This is a genomic window from Nocardioides sp. W7 (assembly GCF_022919075.1).
Classification (GTDB): Bacteria; Actinomycetota; Actinomycetes; order Propionibacteriales; family Nocardioidaceae; genus Nocardioides.
Genome location: NZ_CP095078.1, coordinates 1,779,616 through 1,798,875 on the forward strand (window position 1 = coordinate 1,779,616; position 19,260 = coordinate 1,798,875).

18 protein-coding genes are annotated in these 19,260 nt (G+C 72.4%); 13 read left to right on the forward strand and 5 right to left on the reverse strand.

The genetic code is table 11. The features are described from left to right. The first annotated feature begins 82 nt into the window (after positions 1 to 82). The 4 genes from MUB56_RS08385 to MUB56_RS08400 are packed head-to-tail and all read left to right on the forward strand — an operon-like array spanning position 83 to position 3,862. Positions 83 to 1,294, forward strand: a complete 1,212-nt coding sequence (locus tag MUB56_RS08385; RefSeq protein ID WP_244931445.1) for an SAM-dependent methyltransferase — start codon at positions 83 to 85, stop codon at positions 1,292 to 1,294. Then, entirely contained in the window at positions 1,281 to 2,297 is a 1,017-nt protein-coding gene (locus MUB56_RS08390) for a hypothetical protein (RefSeq protein WP_244931446.1), read from the forward strand. The genes MUB56_RS08385 and MUB56_RS08390 overlap by 14 nt, the downstream gene beginning before the upstream one ends. A 51-nt stretch (positions 2,298 to 2,348) precedes the next feature. Next, positions 2,349 to 3,353, forward strand: a complete 1,005-nt coding sequence (locus MUB56_RS08395) for a DNA topoisomerase IB (RefSeq protein WP_244931447.1) — start codon at positions 2,349 to 2,351, stop codon at positions 3,351 to 3,353. After that, complete coding sequence (locus MUB56_RS08400; protein ID WP_244931448.1) at positions 3,353 to 3,862, forward strand: macro domain-containing protein; 510 nt, start codon at positions 3,353 to 3,355, stop codon at positions 3,860 to 3,862. Before MUB56_RS08395 ends, MUB56_RS08400 begins: the two co-directional genes overlap by 1 nt. A gap of 88 nt (positions 3,863 to 3,950) precedes the next feature. On the opposite strand, the gene serC is transcribed toward MUB56_RS08400, so the two are convergent. After that, positions 3,951 to 5,069: a phosphoserine transaminase gene (gene serC, locus MUB56_RS08405; protein ID WP_244931449.1), complete on the reverse strand. Its 1,119-nt coding sequence runs from the start codon at positions 5,067 to 5,069 to the stop codon at positions 3,951 to 3,953. Positions 5,070 to 5,197: 128 nt separating this feature from the next. Between serC and MUB56_RS08410 the strand changes: the two genes are divergently transcribed. Genes MUB56_RS08410 through MUB56_RS08420 form a run of 3 tightly spaced genes read left to right on the forward strand, consistent with a single transcriptional unit; the run spans position 5,198 to position 6,581 of the window. After that, entirely contained in the window at positions 5,198 to 5,692 is a 495-nt protein-coding gene (locus MUB56_RS08410) for a GNAT family N-acetyltransferase (RefSeq protein WP_244931450.1), read from the forward strand. Positions 5,693 to 5,715: 23 nt separating this feature from the next. Then, entirely contained in the window at positions 5,716 to 5,979 is a 264-nt protein-coding gene (locus MUB56_RS08415; RefSeq protein WP_244931451.1) for a ribosomal protein L7/L12, read from the forward strand. Between the two features lie 11 nt (positions 5,980 to 5,990). After that, positions 5,991 to 6,581, forward strand: coding sequence for a hypothetical protein (locus MUB56_RS08420; RefSeq protein ID WP_244931452.1), 591 nt, complete (start codon positions 5,991 to 5,993; stop codon positions 6,579 to 6,581). A gap of 116 nt (positions 6,582 to 6,697) precedes the next feature. Here MUB56_RS08420 and MUB56_RS08425 read toward each other — a convergent pair whose 3' ends face one another. Beyond that, positions 6,698 to 7,801: a citrate synthase 2 gene (locus MUB56_RS08425; protein WP_244931453.1), complete on the reverse strand. Its 1,104-nt coding sequence runs from the start codon at positions 7,799 to 7,801 to the stop codon at positions 6,698 to 6,700. A 78-nt stretch (positions 7,802 to 7,879) separates the two neighbouring features. Between MUB56_RS08425 and pdxH the strand changes: the two genes are divergently transcribed. The 6 genes from pdxH to MUB56_RS08455 all read left to right on the forward strand — a co-directional run bounded on the left by pdxH (position 7,880) and on the right by MUB56_RS08455 (position 15,410). Continuing rightward, complete coding sequence (pdxH, locus tag MUB56_RS08430) at positions 7,880 to 8,530, forward strand: pyridoxamine 5'-phosphate oxidase (RefSeq protein WP_244931454.1); 651 nt, start codon at positions 7,880 to 7,882, stop codon at positions 8,528 to 8,530. 134 nt (positions 8,531 to 8,664) lie between these two features. Beyond that, positions 8,665 to 9,276 carry a TetR/AcrR family transcriptional regulator gene (locus tag MUB56_RS08435; RefSeq protein WP_244931455.1) on the forward strand — a complete coding sequence of 204 codons (612 nt, stop codon included), beginning with the start codon at positions 8,665 to 8,667 and terminating at the stop codon, positions 9,274 to 9,276. Further along, positions 9,276 to 11,015 (forward strand): ABC transporter ATP-binding protein, encoded by a 1,740-nt coding sequence (locus MUB56_RS08440; RefSeq protein WP_244931456.1) that lies wholly within the window; start codon positions 9,276 to 9,278, stop codon positions 11,013 to 11,015. Before MUB56_RS08435 ends, MUB56_RS08440 begins: the two co-directional genes overlap by 1 nt. Further along, complete coding sequence (locus MUB56_RS08445) at positions 11,012 to 12,958, forward strand: ABC transporter ATP-binding protein (RefSeq protein ID WP_280637383.1); 1,947 nt, start codon at positions 11,012 to 11,014, stop codon at positions 12,956 to 12,958. Before MUB56_RS08440 ends, MUB56_RS08445 begins: the two co-directional genes overlap by 4 nt. Positions 12,959 to 13,362: 404 nt before the next feature. Beyond that, positions 13,363 to 14,955 carry an MDR family MFS transporter gene (locus MUB56_RS08450; protein ID WP_244931457.1) on the forward strand — a complete coding sequence of 531 codons (1,593 nt, stop codon included), beginning with the start codon at positions 13,363 to 13,365 and terminating at the stop codon, positions 14,953 to 14,955. After that, complete coding sequence (locus MUB56_RS08455) at positions 14,952 to 15,410, forward strand: MarR family transcriptional regulator (protein WP_244931458.1); 459 nt, start codon at positions 14,952 to 14,954, stop codon at positions 15,408 to 15,410. The genes MUB56_RS08450 and MUB56_RS08455 overlap by 4 nt, the downstream gene beginning before the upstream one ends. 146 nt (positions 15,411 to 15,556) lie before the next feature. On the opposite strand, the gene MUB56_RS08460 is transcribed toward MUB56_RS08455, so the two are convergent. From MUB56_RS08460 to MUB56_RS08470, 3 genes are all read right to left on the reverse strand, one after another. Continuing rightward, a complete protein-coding gene (locus MUB56_RS08460; RefSeq protein WP_244931459.1) occupies positions 15,557 to 17,134 on the reverse strand; it encodes a glycoside hydrolase family 13 protein in 1,578 nt (525 codons plus the stop codon). A 24-nt stretch (positions 17,135 to 17,158) separates the two neighbouring features. Continuing rightward, positions 17,159 to 17,680 carry a hypothetical protein gene (locus MUB56_RS08465; protein ID WP_244931460.1) on the reverse strand — a complete coding sequence of 174 codons (522 nt, stop codon included), beginning with the start codon at positions 17,678 to 17,680 and terminating at the stop codon, positions 17,159 to 17,161. Positions 17,681 to 17,869: 189 nt separating this feature from the next. Next, entirely contained in the window at positions 17,870 to 19,213 is a 1,344-nt protein-coding gene (locus tag MUB56_RS08470; RefSeq protein ID WP_244931461.1) for a deoxyribodipyrimidine photo-lyase, read from the reverse strand. Positions 19,214 to 19,260 lie beyond the last annotated feature (47 nt).

Consider the following 19,260-nt stretch of genomic DNA (forward strand, 5'->3'; position numbering starts at 1 on the left):
CCCCCAGCAGCGTCGACTCATCATCCCGGCCGCTCTCGTGGTGCTGCTGGTGATCGTGGTGATCGCCTCGGTGGTGAAGTAGATGCCGTCGGAGTCCCTGCTGCGCGTGCTCGCCGAGATCCGCGGCCACCTGCTCGACCCCGACACCCTCGTCAAGGCGGTGGCCGGTGGCCGCCAGCGCGGCACCGAGCCGCCGTGGCGGCGGGTCGAGCTGCGCTACGTCGACCTGAAGGCGGGCCGACACCTTCAGGTGACGTCGTACGACGAGACCCAGGCGCACACCGCCAACCACCTCGTCGGCGACCCCGCGCGCGGCGCCGTCGACGCCCTGCTGGAGCTGCCGTTCGGCAACTGGCACGTCGACACCACGACCCAGAGCCACCAGGTCCGAGTCACCAAGAAGCTAGAGGGGGTGCTGCACACCCAGGACCGGTCCGCGCCGGTCGAGGCGGTGCGCGGGCACGACCGGGCGAAGGACCGGCTGCTGCCCGAGGACGACCCGGTCTTCCGGGCACTCGGCCTCAGCGACGCGCAGGGCCGCCTCAAGCCGAGCCGGCAGGCGAAGTACCGCCAGGTCGAGGAGTTCCTCCGGCTGCTCGACAAGACCCTCACCGACGCGCTGGAGAAGGGGCACCTGCGCCGGCCCTCCGCCGAGGAGCCGCTGCGGATCGTCGACCTGGGCTGCGGCAACGCGTACCTCACCTTCGCCGCGCAGCGCTACCTCACCGCCGTCCGCGGACTGCCCGTCGTCGTCACCGGTGTCGACGTCAAGGAGCAGTCGCGCGAGCACAACAGCGAGGTCGCCGCGTCGCTGGGGGTCGAGGCCGAGTTCGTCGTCGGCACCATCGGCGGCGTCGAGCTGGACCCGGCACCCGAGGTCGTCCTCGCGCTGCACGCCTGCGACACCGCGACCGACGAGGCGCTGGCGCAGGCGGTCGGCTGGGGCGCCCAGGTCGTGCTCGCCGCCCCGTGCTGCCACCACGACATCGCCGCCCAGCTGCGCAAGGCGCCCACCCCGGCGCCGTACTCCCTGCTGACCCGGCACGGCATCCTGCGCGAGCGGCTCGCCGACACCCTCACCGACGGCATCCGGGCCGCGCTGCTGCGCATCGAGGGCTACCGGGTCGACGTCGTCCAGTTCGTCGAGAGCCAGCACACGCCCCGCAACACCATGCTCCGAGCCATCCGCACCGGCGGCCCGGTCGAGGACGGGGTCCGCGCGGAGTACGACGACCTCGTCGCCACCTGGTCGGTCCGCCCCCTGCTCGCCGAGCTGCTCGATGCGCGTCCCTGACCGGGCGCTGGCGCTGCTGGTCGCGGTGCCGTTCGTGGTGGGCTTCACCGCGGCGCCCGCCGACGCGGGGGCGGAGGTCGCGTTCACCTTCGCGGACCCCGAGATCGTGGAGTCCAGCGGCCTCGCGACCCTCGACGGGCTGGTCGCCACGGTGAACGACTCGGGCGACTCCGGCCGGGTGTTCGCCGTCGACCCGGCCAGCGGCGAGACCGTCGGCGTGACCCGCTGGTCGCCGGAGCCGCGTGACGTCGAGGCGGTCGCCCCCGCGGGTCCGGGGGAGGTCTGGGTCGGCGACATCGGCGACAACCGTGGGGTCCGTGAGTCGGTCGAGGTGCTGCGGGTGCCGGTCCGGCGAGGGGACCGGACGGTCGAGCCGGAGCGGTTCGAGCTGGTCTACCCCGACGGCGCCACCGACGCCGAGACGCTGATGACCGAGCCCGGCTCCGGCCGGTTGGTGGTCGTGAGCAAGGGCATCTTCGGCGGCGTGGTCTACCGGGCGCCCGCGCGACTCGACCCCGACGAGCCCAACCGGCTGGAGGAGGTCGGTACCGCGATCGGGCTCGCCACCGACGGGGCGTTCTTCCCCGACGGTCGCCACCTGGTGGTGCGCAACTACGGGAGGGCCGCCGTACTCACTTGGCCGCGGCTGGAGGAGGTCGGCTCCTTCGACCTCCCCGACCAGGACCAGGGCGAGGGCCTCGCCGTCGACGAGGACGGGCAGCTGCTCGTCGGCACCGAGGGCGCCTTCAGCGAGGTGCTGCGGGTGTCGCTGCCGGGCGAGTTCCAGGCGGCGATGGCGGCTACGCCGTCGCCGTCCGCCGAGACGTCGCCGCTGCCGGCGGACACGGTCGAGCCCGACGACGGGTACGACGGTCCCGGCGACGGCAGCGACCCCCAGTGGGGGTGGCTGGTCGCCGGCCTGCTCGTGATCGTCCTGCCCCTGCTCGGGGTGGCGCTGCTCGTGCTGGTCGTCGTCTCCGCCGTCCGCGGCCGGCGTCGCTGAGCACCCGCTCGGACGAGTTTGTCGGCGGTCGTCCGCGGCTACCGACGTCGTGTGCCCCGCCTGCGCCGTACCTCTCCCGACCAGCCGGGCTGGACCCGGCGCCGGGCCGGCCGCGGCTTCGTCTACCTCGACCAGCACGGGGAGCGGCTGCCGGAGGCGGACGCCCAGCGGGTGCGCGACCTGGTCATCCCGCCCGCCTGGCGCGACGTGTGGGTCACGCCGTACGAGAACGGCCACCTGCAGGCCGTCGGCACCGACGACGCGGGACGGCGGCAGTACCTCTACCACCCCGCCTGGCGGGAGCGTCGCGACGCGGAGAAGTTCGACCGGATGCTGGCCTTCGGGCACGCGCTGGCCAAGGCGCGGGAGCTGATCGTCGCCGATCTCGGCCGCGAGGGGATGCCGCTGGAGAGAGCGTGCGCGGCCGCCGTACGCCTGCTGGATCTCGGGTACTTCCGGATCGGCAACGACGTGTACGCCGATGAGAACGGCAGCTTCGGGCTGACGACGCTGGAGCGCCGACACGTCCGCCGCCAGCAGGACCGGCTGGTGTTCACGTTCACCGGCAAGTCGGGGGTCGACCACCGCATCGAGATCGACGATGCGGTCGTGGTCGCGACGATCGAGGCGATGCGGCGCCGCCGCGGCGACACCCTGCGGCTGCTGTCCTACAAGGACGGGCGGTCGTGGCGCGACCTGCTGCCGGCGCTGGTCAACACCTACGTCCGGGAGTCGACGGGCATCGAGGCGACCGCCAAGGACTTCCGCACCTGGCACGCCACCGTGCTGGCGGCCGCCGCCCTGGCCGAGACGCGGGAGCCGGGGCACTCGAAGGCCTCGCGGAAGCGTGCCGTCTCCGGTGCGATGAACGAGGTCTCGTCGTTCCTCGGGAACACCCCGACGCTGGCGCGCTCGTCGTACGTCGACCCCCGAGTGATCGAGGCCTACGACGAGGGTCGCACCATCGAGCGGGCGACCCGGCGCAGCTACGCCAGCCCCGACGAGCGTCAGGCCGCGCTGGAGCGGGCGACGCTGAAGCTGATCAAGGAGGCCTGATGGAGATCACGGCGGTGCAGGGCGACATCGCGGCCCAGGACGTCGACGCGGTGGTCAACGCGGCGAACCGCGCGATGCGGGGCGGCGGCGGGGTGGACGGCGCGATCCATCGGGCCGGCGGCCCCGCGGTGCTCGCGGACTGCGTCGCGCGCTTCCCCGACGGGCTGGCGACCGGCGACGCCGGGTGGACCACCGCCGGCGAGCTGCCCGCGCGGTGGGTGATCCACGTCGTCGGCCCGAACCGGAACGCCGGCGAGACCGACCGCTCCCTGCTGACCTCCTGCTACGCCCGCGCGATCGAGATAGCCGATGAGCTCGGCGCGCGCTCCGTCGCCTTCCCCCTGGTCAGTGCGGGGGTCTACGGCTGGCCGAAGGACGACGCGATCGCCTGCGCGCTGGAGGTCCTCCGCGCGGCGTCCGACGCCGGGTCCACGTCGGTCACCGAGGCCCGGATCGTGGCCTTCGACGCGGCGACGTACGAGCTGGTGGCCACCTCGCTGGTCGAGTAGCGAGCGCCAGCGAGCGTATCGAGACCGTGCTTCGGGCGATCTCGATACGCCCGCTCGTTCCTCGCGGGCTACTCGATCAGCGAGTCGATCAGGCGTGCTCGACGACCCAGTCGATGCAGGCGGTGAGCTTCTCGACGTCGGACGGGTCGACGGCGGGGTACATCGCGATCCGAAGCTGGTTGCGGCCGAGCTTGCGGTACGGCTCGGTGTCGACGATGCCGTTGGCACGCAGGGTCTTGGCGACCGCGGCGGCGTCGACGTCATCTTGGAAGTCGACGGTGCCGATCACCAGCGAGCGGTGGGCGGGCTCGGCGACGTACGGGAAGGTGTACGACGTCTTCTCGGCCCAGCCGTAGAGGGCGTCGGAGGAGCGGGTGGTGCGCTCGACCATGCCGGCGAGGCCGCCCTGGGCGTTCATCCAGTCCAGCTGCTCGGCCATCAGGAACAGCGTGGCGACCGAGGGCGTGTTGTAGGTCTGGTTCTTGGAGGAGTTGTCGATCGCGGTCGGCAGGTCGAAGAACGCCGGGATGTGGCGGTCGGACGCGGCGATCGAGGCGGCCCGCTCGAGGGCGGCGGGCGACATGAGTGCGATCCACAGACCGCCGTCGGAGGCGAAGCACTTCTGCGGGGCGAAGTAGTAGGTGTCGACCTCGTTCAGGTCGACGGGCAGGCCGCCCGCGCCCGAGGTCGCGTCGATGAGGACCAGCGAGCCCTCGTCGGCGCCGGCGGGACGCACGACCGGGGCCATCACGGCGGTGGAGGTCTCGTTGTGGGCCCAGGCGTAGACGTCGACGCCGGCCTCGGCCTCGGCCACCGGCGCGGAGCCCGGCTCCGACTTGATCACGGTGGGGGCGTCGAGCCACGGGGCGTCGGTGGCGGCCTTGGCGAACTTCGAGGAGAACTCGCCGAACGAGAGGTGTTGGCTCTTGCTCTGGATCAGGCCGAAGGTCGCGATGTCCCAGAACGCCGTCGCGCCGCCGTTGCCGAGCACGACCTCGTAGCCCTCGGGCAGCGAGAACAGCTCGGCGAGGCCCTCGCGGACCCGGCCGACGGTGTTCTTCACCGGCGCCTGGCGGTGGGAGGTGCCCATCAGCGCGGAGCCGGTCGCGGCGAGCGCGTCGAGGTGGCTGGTCTGGATCTTCGACGGGCCGGCACCGAAGCGGCCGTCGGCGGGGAGCAGGTCGGTGGGGATCTGCAGGTCGGTCATGTGCTGCCTTCCGAAGGGCGAGGAGTGCGACTTCCCTGACCACACTGTCAGCGCTGGTCATTGTTGCAGCAGCGTTGCGGCGAGATAAATCGCGACCGGCGCGCGGCGCGTGCGCGATCATGGGACGCGTGACTGCGGCAGAGGTGCGAACGCTCGAGATCGTCCGTGTGGACTACGGCCACCCGGACGCCATGCGCCTGATCGAGGAGGTCCAGGCCGAGTACGTCGTCCGGTACGGCAGCCGCGACGAGACGCCGCTCGACCCGCTGATGTTCGCGCCGCCCGCCGGCAGCTTCTTCGTCGGCTACCTGGACGACTCCGCCGTGGCGACCGGCGCCTGGCGGCGCTCGGGCGTCGAGGCACTCGGCACGGCGCGGACCGCCGAGATCAAGCGGATGTACGTCGCCCCCCGCGCCCAGCGCGCCGGGCACGCGCGGCGGATGCTGGCCCACCTGGAGGCGAGTGCCCGAGAGGCCGGCTTCGAGGCGCTGGTCCTCGAGACCGGCGAGCGGCAGCCGGAGGCGATCAGCCTGTACACCTCCGCCGGGTACGAGCCGATCCCGGCGTTCGGCTACTACCGGGACTCGCCGATCAACCGCTGCTTCGCCCGCCGGATCGACTGAGCCCGCTCCGCTATCGTCGCGCCATGGGTTTCTTCGACAGCGGCCCCTCGCGCTCGGACCACCACGCGCTGGTGGCGCGGATCCACCGGCTCGAGGCCACGGTGGCGATGCTCGCCGAGCGGCAGGGTCTGACCCCCGCCCAGGTCGACGAGGCGGCGACGGCCCACGTGTCGGCCGAGGCGCGGCTCCTCAAGCAGCAGGGCCGTGCGATCGAGGCGATCAAGGTCGTCCGCGAGCAGACCGGGCTCGGCCTCCGCGAGGCCAAGGACCTGGTCGACAGGCTGTAGGGCACCGACGGATGCTGCTGGCCCCGAAGGTCGCCCACGGCGTCGCCGACGGCTCGGTCACCCTGGCGTTCCGGCGCTGGCCGCGGCCCGACGTGAAGGTCGGCTCGCAGTTCCGCACCGTGGCCGGGGTGGTGCGGGTCGACGAGGTGGAGGTCGTCGACGCCGACGCGATCACCGACGAGGACGCGCTCGCGGCGGGCTGGCCGGACGCGATCCGGCTGCGGCGCCAGCTCGACAAGGTCGAGGGCGACCTGCCGACGTACCGCGTCGTGCTGGCGTACGCCGGCCCCGACCCGCGGGTCGCGCTGCGCGAGAGCACCGACCTGAGCGACGACGACGTGGCCGACCTCGACCGGCGCCTGGAGCGGCTCGACCGGGCCAGCAGCCACGGCCCGTGGACGATGGCCACCCTCGACCTGATCCGACGACGCCCGCACACCCGCGCGCCGGACCTGGCCGCCGAGGTGGGCCGCGAGCGCGACCCGTTCAAGATCGACGTGCGCAAGCTGAAGAACCTCGGGCTGACGCAGAGCTTCGACGTCGGCTACGACCTTTCGCCGCGCGGCCGGGCGTACCTGGCGCGGACGTCGCGGCGACCGTAGGCCGAGGCTCCGGCCGGACGGTGCCGGGAAGAAGCTGCTGACCGGACGGCCCGGAAGGCCCCCGCCCGGGCCCGGGTCAGCAGCTTCCGAGGATCAGCGACCGGTTCCTGCCCCGCTCAGGCGTGCCACTCCGCCTGCCAGCCGTCGACCTCGTCGGCCTTGCGGGCGGCGGGACCGGTGTAGATCGCCGAGGGGCGGATCAGTCGGCCGGTGGTCTTCTGCTCCAGGATGTGCGCCGACCAGCCACCGGTGCGGGCACAGGTGAACATCGAGGTGAACATGTTCGCGGGCACCTCGGCGAAGTCCAGGACGATGGCCGCCCAGAACTCCACGTTGGTCTCCAGCACCCGGTCGGGCCGGCGCTCGCGGAGCTCGGCCAGCGCGGCCTGCTCCAGCGCCTCGGCGACCGCGTAGCGCGGGGCGTCGAGCTCCTTCGCCGTACGGCGCAGCACGCGGGCGCGCGGGTCCTCGGCGCGGTAGACGCGGTGGCCGAAGCCCATCAGCCGCTCGCCCGAGTCGAGCAGGCCCTTGACGTAGGCGGTGGCATCGCCGGACTTCTCGACGTCCTCGATCATGGTCAGCACGCGGGCCGGGGCGCCGCCGTGCAGCGGGCCGCTCATCGCGCCGATCGCGCCGGAGAAGGCGGCGGCGACGTCGGCACCGGTGGAGGTGATGACGCGGGCGGTGAAGGTGGAGGCGTTCATGCCGTGCTCGGCCGCGCTGCTCCAGTAGGCGTCGATCGCCTTGACGTGCTTGGGGTCGGCCTCGCCCTTCCACCGGATCAGGAACTTCTCGGCGAGGGTCTGGCCCTCGTCGACGACCTTCTGCGGTACGACGGCCTGGTGCAGGCCGCGGGCCGACTGCGCGGCGTACGACAGCACCATGACGGCGAGGCGGCCGATGTCCTCGCGGGCCTGCTCGTCGCTGATGTCGTAGGTCTGGCCGAAGCCGAACGCGGGGGCGAGCATCGCCACGGCGGCCTGCACGTCGACGCGGACGTCGCCGGTGTGCACCGGCAGGTTGTAGGGCTCCGCCGGCGCGAGGCCGGGGGTGTAGGAGCCGTCGATCAGCAGGCCCCAGACGTTCTCGAACGGCACCCGGCCGACGATGTCCTCGATGTCGACGCCGCGGTAGCGCAGCGCCGAACCCTCCTTGTCGGGCTCCGCGATCTGCGTCTCGAAGGCGACGACGCCCTCCAGTCCGTGGTGTACCTCGGTCATCGACGCGACTCCTTCGTCTCGGTGGGCGCTTTGCCTCCGGCGCCCCGGGCATTCTGTACCCATCCCTAGGCTGGCGGTATGGGTGACCCTGATCTCGACCTCCGCGCGCTCCGCCAGGAGTACGCCGCCGCCGGGCTGGCCGAGGGGGACCTCGCGGCCGATCCGGTGACCATGTTCCGCCGCTGGTTCGACGAGGTCCAGGCCGCCGGCCTGCACGAGCCGAACGCGATGGTCGTCGCGACGGTGGGCGCCGACCTCGCCCCGTCGTCGCGGATGGTGCTGCTCAAGGGACTCGACGAGGACGGCTTCGTCTTCTTCACCAACACCCGCTCGCGCAAGGGCGAGGACCTGGCCGGCAACCCCCGCTGCGCGCTGCTCTTCCCGTGGCACCCGCTGGAGCGGCAGGTCCGGGTCGACGGCGTCGCCGCGCCGTTGAGCGCGGCCGCCGTCGCGGACTACTTCGCGGTCCGGCCCCGGGGCTCCCAGCTCGGCGCCTGGGCCTCGCGCCAGTCGAGGGTGGTCGCCGGCCGCGAGGAGCTGGCGGCGTCGTACGACGAGGTCGAGGCGCGGTACGACGGCCGGGACGTCCCGGTCCCCGAGGAGTGGGGCGGGTACGTCGTCCGCCCGGACGCCGTCGAGTTCTGGCAGGGCCGACCGGGGCGGATGCACGACCGGCTCGTCTACCGGCGTGCGGCCGCCGGCTGGCGGACCGAGCGCCTGGCCCCATAGGGAGGATCTGGCGGGGTAGTCCGTCACACCAGTGGGGTCCGGCCGGATCCTGACCCCCCTCGTGTGACGGACTACCCCTGCGGTCGCGGACATTCTCCTTGTGAGTGAGCGCTCACTCATTTAGGATCGCCGACGTGACCGAAGGTCTCCGCGGACCGCGCTCGACGCGCCCACGTGCCCGGCCGCTGTCGCCGGAGGAGCGCCGCGAGGTGATCCTGACCGCGACGGTGCCGCTGCTCTACGAGCACGGCCGGTCGGTGACGAGCCGGCTGATCGCGGAGGCCGCCGGCGTCGCCGAGGGCACGATCTTCCGGGTCTTCGCGACCAAGGACGAGCTCGTCGACGAGGCGATCGTGCGTGCCTTCCAGCCGGGCGACGTCGTGACGCGGATCGAGGAGATCCCGTCGGACCGGCCGCTGGAGGAGCGGCTGGTCCGGCTGGTGTCGATCCTCCAGCAGCGCTTCCGCGCGACCTTCGGGCTGATGCAGAAGGTCGGCATGCTGGGCCCTCCGGACCACCTCCACGACTCCGCCCAGGCCGACGCCTGGCGAGCCCGGCTCGACGCGCTGATGGTCGGCGTCGTGGGGGAGGACGGTGCGCAGCTCGCCGTACCTCCCGAGGACTTCGTGCACGTGCTCCGCCTGCTGACCTTCGCCGGCAGTCACCAGAAGGTCGCCGACGGGCGACTGCTCACCCCCGAGCAGATCGTCGACGTCGTCCTGCACGGCCTCGAGAGGAGGAACTGATGCTCGTCCGCCTGCTCCGTGAGCGGCTCGCGCCGTACCGCGCCTGGCTCACCGCCGTCGTCGTCCTGCAGTTCGTCGGCGTGCTGGCGATGCTCTACCTGCCCAGCCTGAACGCCCGGATCATCGACGAGGGCGTGGTCACCGGTGACACCGGCACCATCTGGCGCCTCGGCGGGCTGATGCTCGCCGTCTCCGTCGCGCAGATCATCTGCTCCGTCGGCGCCTCCTGGTACGGCGCCCGCACGGCGACCGCGTTCGGCCGCGACCTGCGGCGCGACCTGTTCGCCCGGGTCGGGACGTTCTCGACCCGGGAGGTCCAGGACTTCGGCGCCCCGTCGCTGATCACCCGCACGACCAACGACGTCCAGCAGGTGCAGATGCTGGTCGTGATGACCTGCCTGATCGCGGTCTCCAGCCCGATCATGATGGTCGGCGGCGTCCTGATGGCGCTGCGCGAGGACGCCGGACTGGGCTGGATCCTGGCCGTCGTGGTGCCGGCGCTGTTCGCGAGCGTCGGCTTCGTGATCTCCCGGATGGTCCCCAGCTTCCGCGCCATGCAGGAGCGCATCGACGAGGTCAACCGGGTGCTGCGCGAGCAGATCAGCGGCATCCGCGTGGTCCGCGCGTTCGTGCGCGAGCCGCACGAGCGGGACCGCTTCGGCGAGGCCAACGACCGGCTCACCGAGGTCGCGGTCAGCGCCGGCCGGTGGATGGCGACCCTGTTCCCGCTGGCGATGCTGGTCGTGAACGTCTCCAGCGTCGCCGTCATCTGGTTCGGCGGTCACCGGGTCGACAGCGGCCAGATGGAGGTGGGTGCGCTGACGGCGTTCCTGGCCTACCTGATGCAGATCCTGATGTCGGTGATGATGGGCACGTTCATGCTCATGCAGGTGCCGCGCTCGGCGGTCTGCGGCGAGCGGATCGCCGAGGTCCTCGACACCGAGACCTCGGTGCGGCCGCCGGATGAGCCGGTGACCCCCGACCCCGCGGACCGCGGCCGGCTCGACCTCGAGGACGTCACCTTCGCCTACCCCGGCGCCCACGAGCCGGTGCTCGACGGCGTCTCCCTGCAGGCCCGGCCGGGCACGACCACTGCGGTCGTCGGGTCGACGGGCGCCGGCAAGAGCACCCTGGTCAACCTGGTGCCGCGGCTCTTCGACGCGACCGGCGGGATCGTCCGGGTCGGCGGCGTGGACGTCCGCGACCTCGATCCCGACGTGCTCTGGGCCCAGGTCGGCCTGGTGCCGCAGCAGGCGTACCTCTTCTCCGGCACCGTCCGCAGCAACCTCCAGCACGGCCGCGCGGACGCGACCGAGGAGGACCTGTGGGCCGCCCTCGACGTGGCCCAGGCGCGCGACTTCGTGGTCGCGCTCCCCGACGGCCTCGACGGCCCCGTCGCCCAGGGTGGCACCAACTTCTCCGGCGGCCAGCGGCAGCGGCTCGCCATCGCGCGCGCCGTCGTACGACGTCCGGCCGTCTACCTGTTCGACGACTCCTTCTCGGCGCTCGACCTGGCCACCGACGCGCGGCTGCGCGCCGCGCTGAAGCCGGTGACCACCGACGCGACGGTCGTGGTGGTGGCCCAGCGGGTCTCCACGATCCGTGACGCCGACGTGATCGTGGTCCTCGACGACGGCCGGGTGGTGGGCCGCGGCACGCACACCGAGCTGCTCGAGGACTGTCCGACCTACCAGGAGATCGTCGCGTCCCAGCTCACTTCCGAGGAGGCCGTCGCATGAGCGAGCAGACGAAGAAGCCCGGCCAGGCCTTCCAGGCCACCGAGCGGATCCAGGCGCCGCAGGGCGGGCCCGGTCGCGGTCCGATGGCCGCCGGCCAGGTCGGCCAGAAGGCGATGGACTTCGGGCCGTCCGCCCGGCGCCTGGTCTCCGGGATGCGGCCCGACCGTTGGCCGGCGCTCCTGGTCGTCGGCCTGGTCGTGGTCTCGGTGCTGCTGATGTCGATCGGGCCGCGGCTGCTCGGGCACGCCACGGACCTGGTGTTCCGCGGCTTCATCGGCGGCCGGCTGCCGGCCGGCACCCCCGACTCCGAGCTGCCGGACGCGGTGCAGGGCCAGGGGGTCGTCCCCGGCGAGGGCGTCGACTTCGGGGAGGTCGGCCGCTGGCTGCTGATCGTGCTCGCCGTGTACGTCGTCGCCTCGCTGCTGTCCTGGCTGGCCGGCTACGTGCTCAACGGCGTCGTGCAGCGCACCGTGCGCCGGATGCGCCAGGACGTCGAGGACAAGATCCACCGGCTGCCCCTCGGCTACTTCGACCGGTCCCCGCGCGGCGAGCTGCTGAGCCGGGTCACCAACGACATCGACAACGTCAGCCAGACCCTGCAGCAGACGATGAGCCAGCTGCTCCAGTCCCTGCTGACCCTGGTCGCCGTGCTCGCGATGATGTTCTGGATCTCGCCGATGCTGGCCCTGGTCGCGCTGGTCAGCGTGCCCGTCTCGCTGGTCGCGACCCGGGCGATCATGAAGCGCTCGCAAGGTCAGTTCGTCGCGCAGTGGCGGCGTACGGGACAGCTCAACGCACACATCGAGGAGTCCTTCTCGGGCCACGCGCTGGTCAAGGTCTTCGGCCGCACCCGCGAGGTCGAGAAGGACTTCGAGGAGCACAACGAGGGCCTGTACGACGTCTCCTTCAAGGCGCAGTTCATCAGCGGCCTGGTGATGCCGACGATGATGTTCGTCGGGAACCTCAACTACGTCGTGGTCGCGGTCATCGGCGCGCTGCGGGTGTCCACCGGAGCCCTCACGCTCGGCGAGGTCCAGGCGTTCATCCAGTACACCAGGCAGTTCACCCAGCCGCTGACCACACTGGCCTCGATGACGAACCTGCTGCAGTCGGGCGTGGCCTCGGCCGAGCGGGTCTTCGAGCTGCTCGACGCCGACGAGGAGCCGGCCGAGGAGGCGGGCTCCGGCGCGCCCGCGTCCCGGCGGGGCGAGGTGCACTTCGAGAACGTCTCGTTCTCGTACGACGCCGAGCGCCCGCTCATCACCGACCTCTCCCTCGTCGCCCGCCCCGGCGAGACGGTGGCGATCGTCGGCCCGACCGGCGCCGGCAAGACGACCCTGGTCAATCTGGTGATGCGCTTCTACGACCTCGACGGCGGCCGGATCACCATCGACGGCGTCGACATCGCCGCCGTACCGCGGGCGCAGCTGCGTGGCCAGGTCGGGATGGTGCTGCAGGACACCTGGCTGTTCGAGGGCACGATCCGCGACAACATCGCCTACGGCCGGCCCGGCGCGACCGAGGAGGAGGTGCTGGAGGCGGCCCGGGCGACGTTCGTCGACCGGTTCGTGCACTCGCTGCCCGACGGCTACGACACCGTCGTCGACGAGTCCGGCTCGAACCTCTCGGCGGGGGAGCGGCAGCTGGTCACGATCGCCCGGGCGTTCCTCACCGACCCGGCGCTGCTGATCCTGGACGAGGCGACCAGCTCGGTCGACACCCGCACCGAGCTGCTGCTGCAGCACGCCATGGCCGCGCTGCGCACCGACCGGACGTCTTTCGTCATCGCCCACCGGCTCTCCACGATCCGCGACGCCGACCTGATCCTGGTGATGGAGGACGGCTCGATCGTCGAGCAGGGCACGCACACCGAGCTGATCGCCGCCGACGGCGCGTACGCCCGGCTGCACGCGGCCCAGTTCGCGGCGGCCGCGGCGGGCTGAGGGCTGTCGGTTGCTCATCTCGCCCGAAATTCCCTTGAGCCGCCCGGTGCTCCGATCTAGCGTTGAGGCACACGGGAAAGGAGGTGGTCCGAAGAATGAGTTCTTTCAGGACGCGTGAGGTGGCTGCCCGCTAGCAGCCCCAGCAGGACGACGGGGTGGAAGTGCCCCTGACGCTGCTGGCGAATCTCAAGCAGCTGCCCGACCCGCAGGCGAACCGGAACCACGTCCTCCGGTGCGGCCCGGACCCCGGTCCGGAGCCACGCCTGCGGGTCGCTGCATGTCCGGGTGACCTCCGGCCCGTCCGGAGAGAGCGTGGCCTGGGCCACGTTTGTTGACGGAGGCAACGAAGTTGGAATAAAGTTGCTCGAAGCAACCTTTTATCCGATATGAATCGAGCTTCCTCCGTGACCCAGGTCGACCCCGCGACCGCCCCGACTGCCGAGCAGCCGGACCAGATGACCCACCGCCAGATCCTGGAGGCCCTCAGCGGCCTGCTGCTCGCGATGTTCGTCGCCATGCTCTCCAGCACCGTCGTCAGCAACGCGCTCCCGCGCATCGTCACCGACCTCGAGGGCAGCCAGACCGGCTACACCTGGGTCGTCGTCGCGACCCTGCTGGCCATGACCGCGACCACGCCGATCTGGGGCAAGCTCGCCGACCTGTTCAGCAAGAAGCTGCTGGTCCAGACGGCGCTCGTGATCTTCTCCGTGGGATCCGTGGTGGCGACCCTCGCCAACAGCATGGAGGTCCTGATCGGGGCCCGGGTCATCCAGGGCCTCGGCATCGGCGGCCTGACCGCGCTGGTGCAGGTGGTGATCTCGAGCATGGTCAGCCCGCGTGAGCGGGGCCGCTACTCCGGCTACATCGGGGCCGTCTTCGCAGCGGCCACCGTCAGCGGCCCGCTCATCGGCGGCCTCATCGTGGACAGCCCGATGGGCTGGCGCGGCTGCTTCGCGATCGGCATCCCGTTCGCGATCGCCGCCTTCGTCCTGCTGCAGAAGACCCTGCACCTGCCGGTGATCAAGCGCGAGGTCAAGATCGACTACCTGGGCGCGACGCTGATCATGGGTGGCGTCTCCATCCTGCTGATCTGGGTCTCCCTGGCCGGCAACCAGTTCGAGTGGGCGTCGGGCACCAGCTACGCCCTGGTCGCGGCCGGTCTCCTCGTCACCCTCGTCGCGGTCTTCGTCGAGATCAAGATCGCCGCCGAGCCGGTGATCCCCATGTACCTGTTCCGCGACCGGACGATGAGCCTGGCCACCGTGGCGTCGGCTCTGGTGGGCGTCGCGATGTTCGGCTCCACGGTCTACCTGAGCCAGTACTTCCAGCTCGCCCGGGGCATGTCGCCGACCAAGGCCGGTCTGATGACGGTCGCCATGGTGGTCCCGCTGATGCTCTCCAGCCTGCTGAGCGGCAGGGTCATCACCCGCACCGGTGTGTGGAAGCGCTGGCTGGTGGCCGGCATGTTCCTCGTCGTCGTGGCACTGGTCCTGCTCGGCACCATCGACGAGAGCACCCACCTGGTCCTGGTCGGCCTGTTCATGGCCGTGCTCGGGCTCGGCATGGGCGCGACGATGCAGAACCTCGTCCTTGCCGTGCAGAACAACGTGCCCCTCAGCGAGCTCGGCGCCGCGAGCTCCGTGGTCGCGTTCTTCCGATCGATGGGCGGCACCGCGGGCGTCTCGGTGCTCGGCGCGATCCTCGGCACCCAGGTGGCCGACAAGGTCGCCAGCGGCTACCAGGCCGCGCAGCAGGCGCCGAGCGGCGACTTCGGCACCCACACGATCCCCGACCTGGCTAGCCTGGCCCCGTGGGAGGCGCAGATCTGGGAGCACGGCTTCGGCGCCTCGATCGGCGAGCTGTACCTGATCGCAGCACCGGCCGCGCTCCTGGCGTTCCTCTGCGTGCTGTTCATCAAGGAGGTCCCGCTGCGGACCACGTTGTCCCTGCCCGAGGAGGTCGCCCCCGAGGCGACGGAGGAGCTGCAGACCCGATGATCGCTACCGAGCAGGACAGTCGACGCGTCGAGCACCTCCACACCCTGGAGCAGGAGGTCGGGGTGCTGATCCGCCGAGTCCGGCGCGTGATCGGCCAGCGCTCCGCGCTGGTGCACCCCCAGCTGCAGCCCGCGTCGTACCTCATGCTGGGCTACCTGACCACCCACGGGCCGCTGCGAGCCTCGGCGCTGGCCGAGGTCTTCGACATCGACAAGGGCGCGATCAGCCGCCAGATCCAGCACCTGGAGGAGCTCGGGCTGGTCGATCGGACCCCCGACCCGGCCGACGGCCGTGCGTCGCTGGTCTCGGCCAGCGCCGACGCCGCCGCACGGTTCGACGAGGTCGCGGCCGACCGTCGCCGCTGGCTCGACGAGCGCCTCGGCGACTGGTCCGAGGAGGAGCTCGGAGAGTTCGCCGCGGTGCTGAGTCGCTACAACGCGACGCTCGATCTCTGACCCTCGGCTCCGCGGGGCTGCTCGCGGGCCGAGCTGTAACGCGATGTTCGCCGCACTACCCGCACGCTGCAGCAGGCGGGTAGTGCGGCGAACATCGCGTTACAGCGGACCCAGCGCCGGACCCGGCGGCGCGGCAGCGGGGCCGCTCAGCCCAGCCAGACCGCGGTGTCGGGCGGCAGCCCGTCCTTCAGCGGGCCGCTGGCGACGAGTACGTCTCCGGCGGGCAGCGGGACGGTCTCGGCACCGCAGTTGAGCAGGACGGTCACCGGTCCCCGGCGCAGGACGAGTACGTCGGTGTCGGCGTCGAGCACCTCGACGTCGTCGCCGGCGCTGGTCGCGAAGGCCCGCCGGGCGGCGAGCGCGGAGCGGTAGAACTCCAGCGTCGAGTCCGGGTCGCCGGTCTGGGCCGCCACGGTCAGCGCCGACCACTCCTCGGGCTGGGGGATCCACGGCTTCCCGCTCGGCCCGAAGTCGTACGGCTGCTCGGTGCCACCCCACGGCATCGGCACCCGGCAGCCGTCCCGGCCGACCTCGCCGGTCCGGAACCAGGAGGGGTCCTGGCGGTGCTCCGGCGCCACGTCGACCTGCTCCAGGCCGAGCTCCTCGCCCTGGTAGAGGTACGCCGAGCCGGGCAGCGCCAGCATGGTCAGCGTCGCCGCCCGGGCGCGGGCGAGCCCGACGGGCCCGCCGCCGTACCGGGTGGGGTGCCGGACGACGTCGTGGTTGGACAGCACCCAGGTCGGCGAGGCGCCGACCGGCGCGACCGCCTCGAGGGTGCCGGTGACGACGTCGGCGAACGCCTTGGCCGACCAGGGCGCGAGCAGCCAGGAGAAGTTGAAGGCCTGGTGCATCTCGTCGGGCCGCACGAACCGCGCCATCGACTCCGGCGTCTGGGTCCAGGCCTCGGCGACCAGCATCCGGTCGCCGTCGTAGGTGTCGAGCACGCGGCGCCAGCGCCGATACACGTCGTGCACCTCGGGCTGGTCCCACATCGGCTCGTCGCGCAGGGTGCGCTCGATCATCGACTCGCCGGTGGGTGCGCCGCTGCCCAGCGACTCACCCTCGGGCACCACCTGGTCGCGCAGCCCCTCCTCCTTGACGAGGCCGTGGGCCACGTCGATGCGGAAGCCGTCGACGCCGCGGTCGAGCCAGAAGCGCAGCACGCCCTCGAACAGGTCGCCTATGTCCGGGTTGCGCCAGTCGAGGTCGGGCTGGGACGAGTCGAAGAGGTGGAGGTACCACTGCCCGTCGGCCACCCGGGTCCACGCCGGCCCGCCGAAGACCGACCGCCAGTTGTTCGGCGGCTCGGAGCCGTCCGGGCCGCTGCCGTCGCGGAAGAGGTAGCGGGCGCGCTCCGGGCTGCCGGGCGCCGCGGCCAGCGCCTCGACGAACCAGGCGTGCGCGGACGAGGTGTGGTTGGGCACCAGGTCGACGATCACCTTCAGCCCGAGCTCGTGGGCGCGGGTCGTCAGGGCGTCGGCGTCCTCGAGACTGCCGAAGAGCGGATCGACGTCGGTGTAATCGGCGACGTCGTACCCGTGGTCCTTCTGGGGGGAGGTGTAGAACGGCGTGATCCACAGCGCGTCGACGCCGAGGTCGCGCAGGTGGGGGAGGCGCTCGGTGATGCCGGGCAGGTCACCGATGCCGTCGCCGTCGTGGTCGGCGAAGCTGCGGACGTAGACCTGGTAGGTGACGGCGTGGCGCCACCACTCGGGAGAAGTCATGGCTCCCAGGTAACCAGGCGGCCCTCAGTTGAAGGCATCGGGATCGACGACGAGCCAGATCGCCTCGGCGGTGCCGACCAGCCGGCCGTCCGGGTCGTACGCCGACGTCGCCGTGAAGACCTTGCGCCCCTCGGTGCCGCGCAGCTCGCCCAGCACGACGTGCTCCTCGCCGACGGCGGGCAGTACGTCGACCCGCGCGGTGATCTGCCCCAGCACCATCGGTCGCTCCGCCACGCCGGCCGCCCAGGCGCCCGCGCAGTCGAGGGCGGCCCAGGTGACCGGCAGCGTCGCCCGGTCGCCCTCGCCGACCGAGGGGTGCGGGGTCCAGGTGGCGGCGACCCGGTCCGGCCCGACCGGGCCGGGGAAGATCCGCAGCCCGTCGCCGGGCTCGCGGCCGGTGCCGCAGCTGAAGCAGGTCGGGAACGGGTGGCTCGCCAGTCCGGCGTACGACGCCTCGGCCGCCCGGGCCGTCGCGGCATCGACCGGAGCCACCGGGGTGAGGTCGTCGTCGGCCGGCCGGGCCTGCAGCACGGGTCTCGTCGCCATCGGTCGCGCTCGTCCACCCGTCCCGGGTCTCGACGAGCAGCGCCGCGTCGAGCGGCGGCGGGCGGCGGAGCCGGACGGTCACGACGGGCGCCTCGGATCGGGAGAGGTGCGCGGCGAGCGCACCCGCGCTCCAGCCGCCGTTCCCGGACCGGGCGGGGCCGCAGAACCGGGCCGGGACGGTGAGGGTGCTCATCGCCTGATCGTCTCCCATCGGGCCAGTGCCTCGCGCCGCTCCTCGGCGTGGTCGACGATCGGCAGCGGGTAGCCGACCCGGTCCCGGTCGTCGGCCGACGGGTCGTGCGGGTCGGCGACGTCCGCGAGCTCCGGCACCCACCGGCGCACGTAGTCGCCGGCCGGGTCGAACTTCGTCCCTTGCGACGTCGGGTTGAAGACCCGGAAGTACGGCGCCGCGTCGGTGCCGCAGCCGGCGGTCCACTGCCAGCCGTGCTGGTTGGAGGGCAGGTCGCCGTCGACCAGCCAGGTCATGAAGTGCCGGGCGCCGTGCTGCCACTCGACATGCAGGTCCTTGACCAGGAAGCTCGCGACGATCATCCGGACCCGGTTGTGCACCCACCCGATCGAGCGCAGCTGGCGCATCCCGGCGTCGACGATCGGGAAGCCGGTGCGGCCGTGCTTCCAGTCCTCGAGCTGGTCGCCGGGCTCGTCGTACGGCATCCGCGCGTGCTCGGGGCGCAGGTACTCGCGCGCGGTCTCCGGCCGGTGCCCGAGCACGTCGGCGTAGAACTCCCGCCAGGCCAGCTCGGTGCGGTAGGTCCGCGCCCCCTCGCTGCGGCGCCGGGCCAGGTCGGCGAGGAGCGTGCGGGGGTGCACCTCGCCGTACTTGAGGTGCACCGACATCCGCGAGGTCCCGTCGAGGCCGGGCTTGTCGCGCTCGTCGGCGTAGGCGTCGACGTGGTCCAGGAAGTCCGCCCAGCGTCGCCGCGCCGCGTCCTCACCGGCCTCGGGGAGCTCCAGCCCGGCGGACGGCTCCGGGTCCGGGATCTCGGTGGTGCCCTCGTCGAGCGCGAGCCAGCCCACCCCGGGCGGGGCCTCGACCGGGGGCCGCCAGCCGTGGTCGGCCCAGGCCTTCGAGAACGGGGTGAAGACCTGGTAGGGCGACCCGTCGCCCTTGGTCACCCGCCCCGGCGCCACGGCGTACGACGACCCGGTGCGCACCAGCTCGATCCCGGCCTCGGCCAGCGCCTCCTCGACCGCGGCGTCGCGCTCGCGGCCGTAGGGACCGTAGTCGGCGGCGACGTGGACCCGGGTCGCGCCGACCGCCTGCGCGGCGAGCAGCACCCGGCGGCCCGGATCGCCGCGCACGACGCTCAGGCGGCCACCCTGCTCCCGCAGGGATGCGTCGAGCGAGCGCAGCGAGGCGCCGAGGTAGGCGCGGCGGCTGGGTCCGGCCGGACCCCACAGCGCCGGGTCCAGCACGAAGAGCGGGAGCACGTCGCCGGCCCCGGCGGCGTCGACGAGCGCGGGGTTGTCGGCTAGGCGCAGGTCACGGCGGAACCACATCAGGGCAGGCATCGGCCCACCAGTAGCCGCGACGTGGGCATCGCAACCGTCGATGAGAC

Excerpts from the sequence above, each read along its gene's own strand:
- MUB56_RS08385 (WP_244931445.1), top strand. The coding sequence starts at position 83 with ATGCCGTCGGAGTCCCTGCTGCGCGTGCTCGCCGAGATCCGCGGCCAC.
- MUB56_RS08390 (WP_244931446.1), top strand. The coding sequence starts at position 1,281 with ATGCGCGTCCCTGACCGGGCGCTGGCGCTGCTGGTCGCGGTGCCGTTC.
- MUB56_RS08400 (WP_244931448.1), top strand. The coding sequence starts at position 3,353 with ATGGAGATCACGGCGGTGCAGGGCGACATCGCGGCCCAGGACGTCGAC.
- serC (WP_244931449.1), bottom strand. The coding sequence starts at position 5,069 with ATGACCGACCTGCAGATCCCCACCGACCTGCTCCCCGCCGACGGCCGC.
- MUB56_RS08415 (WP_244931451.1), top strand. The coding sequence starts at position 5,716 with ATGGGTTTCTTCGACAGCGGCCCCTCGCGCTCGGACCACCACGCGCTG.
- MUB56_RS08420 (WP_244931452.1), top strand. The coding sequence starts at position 5,991 with ATGCTGCTGGCCCCGAAGGTCGCCCACGGCGTCGCCGACGGCTCGGTC.
- MUB56_RS08425 (WP_244931453.1), bottom strand. The coding sequence starts at position 7,801 with ATGACCGAGGTACACCACGGACTGGAGGGCGTCGTCGCCTTCGAGACG.
- pdxH (WP_244931454.1), top strand. The coding sequence starts at position 7,880 with ATGGGTGACCCTGATCTCGACCTCCGCGCGCTCCGCCAGGAGTACGCC.
- MUB56_RS08440 (WP_244931456.1), top strand. The coding sequence starts at position 9,276 with ATGCTCGTCCGCCTGCTCCGTGAGCGGCTCGCGCCGTACCGCGCCTGG.
- MUB56_RS08445 (WP_280637383.1), top strand. The coding sequence starts at position 11,012 with ATGAGCGAGCAGACGAAGAAGCCCGGCCAGGCCTTCCAGGCCACCGAG.
- MUB56_RS08455 (WP_244931458.1), top strand. The coding sequence starts at position 14,952 with ATGATCGCTACCGAGCAGGACAGTCGACGCGTCGAGCACCTCCACACC.
- MUB56_RS08460 (WP_244931459.1), bottom strand. The coding sequence starts at position 17,134 with ATGACTTCTCCCGAGTGGTGGCGCCACGCCGTCACCTACCAGGTCTAC.
- MUB56_RS08465 (WP_244931460.1), bottom strand. The coding sequence starts at position 17,680 with ATGGCGACGAGACCCGTGCTGCAGGCCCGGCCGGCCGACGACGACCTC.
- MUB56_RS08470 (WP_244931461.1), bottom strand. The coding sequence starts at position 19,213 with ATGCCTGCCCTGATGTGGTTCCGCCGTGACCTGCGCCTAGCCGACAAC.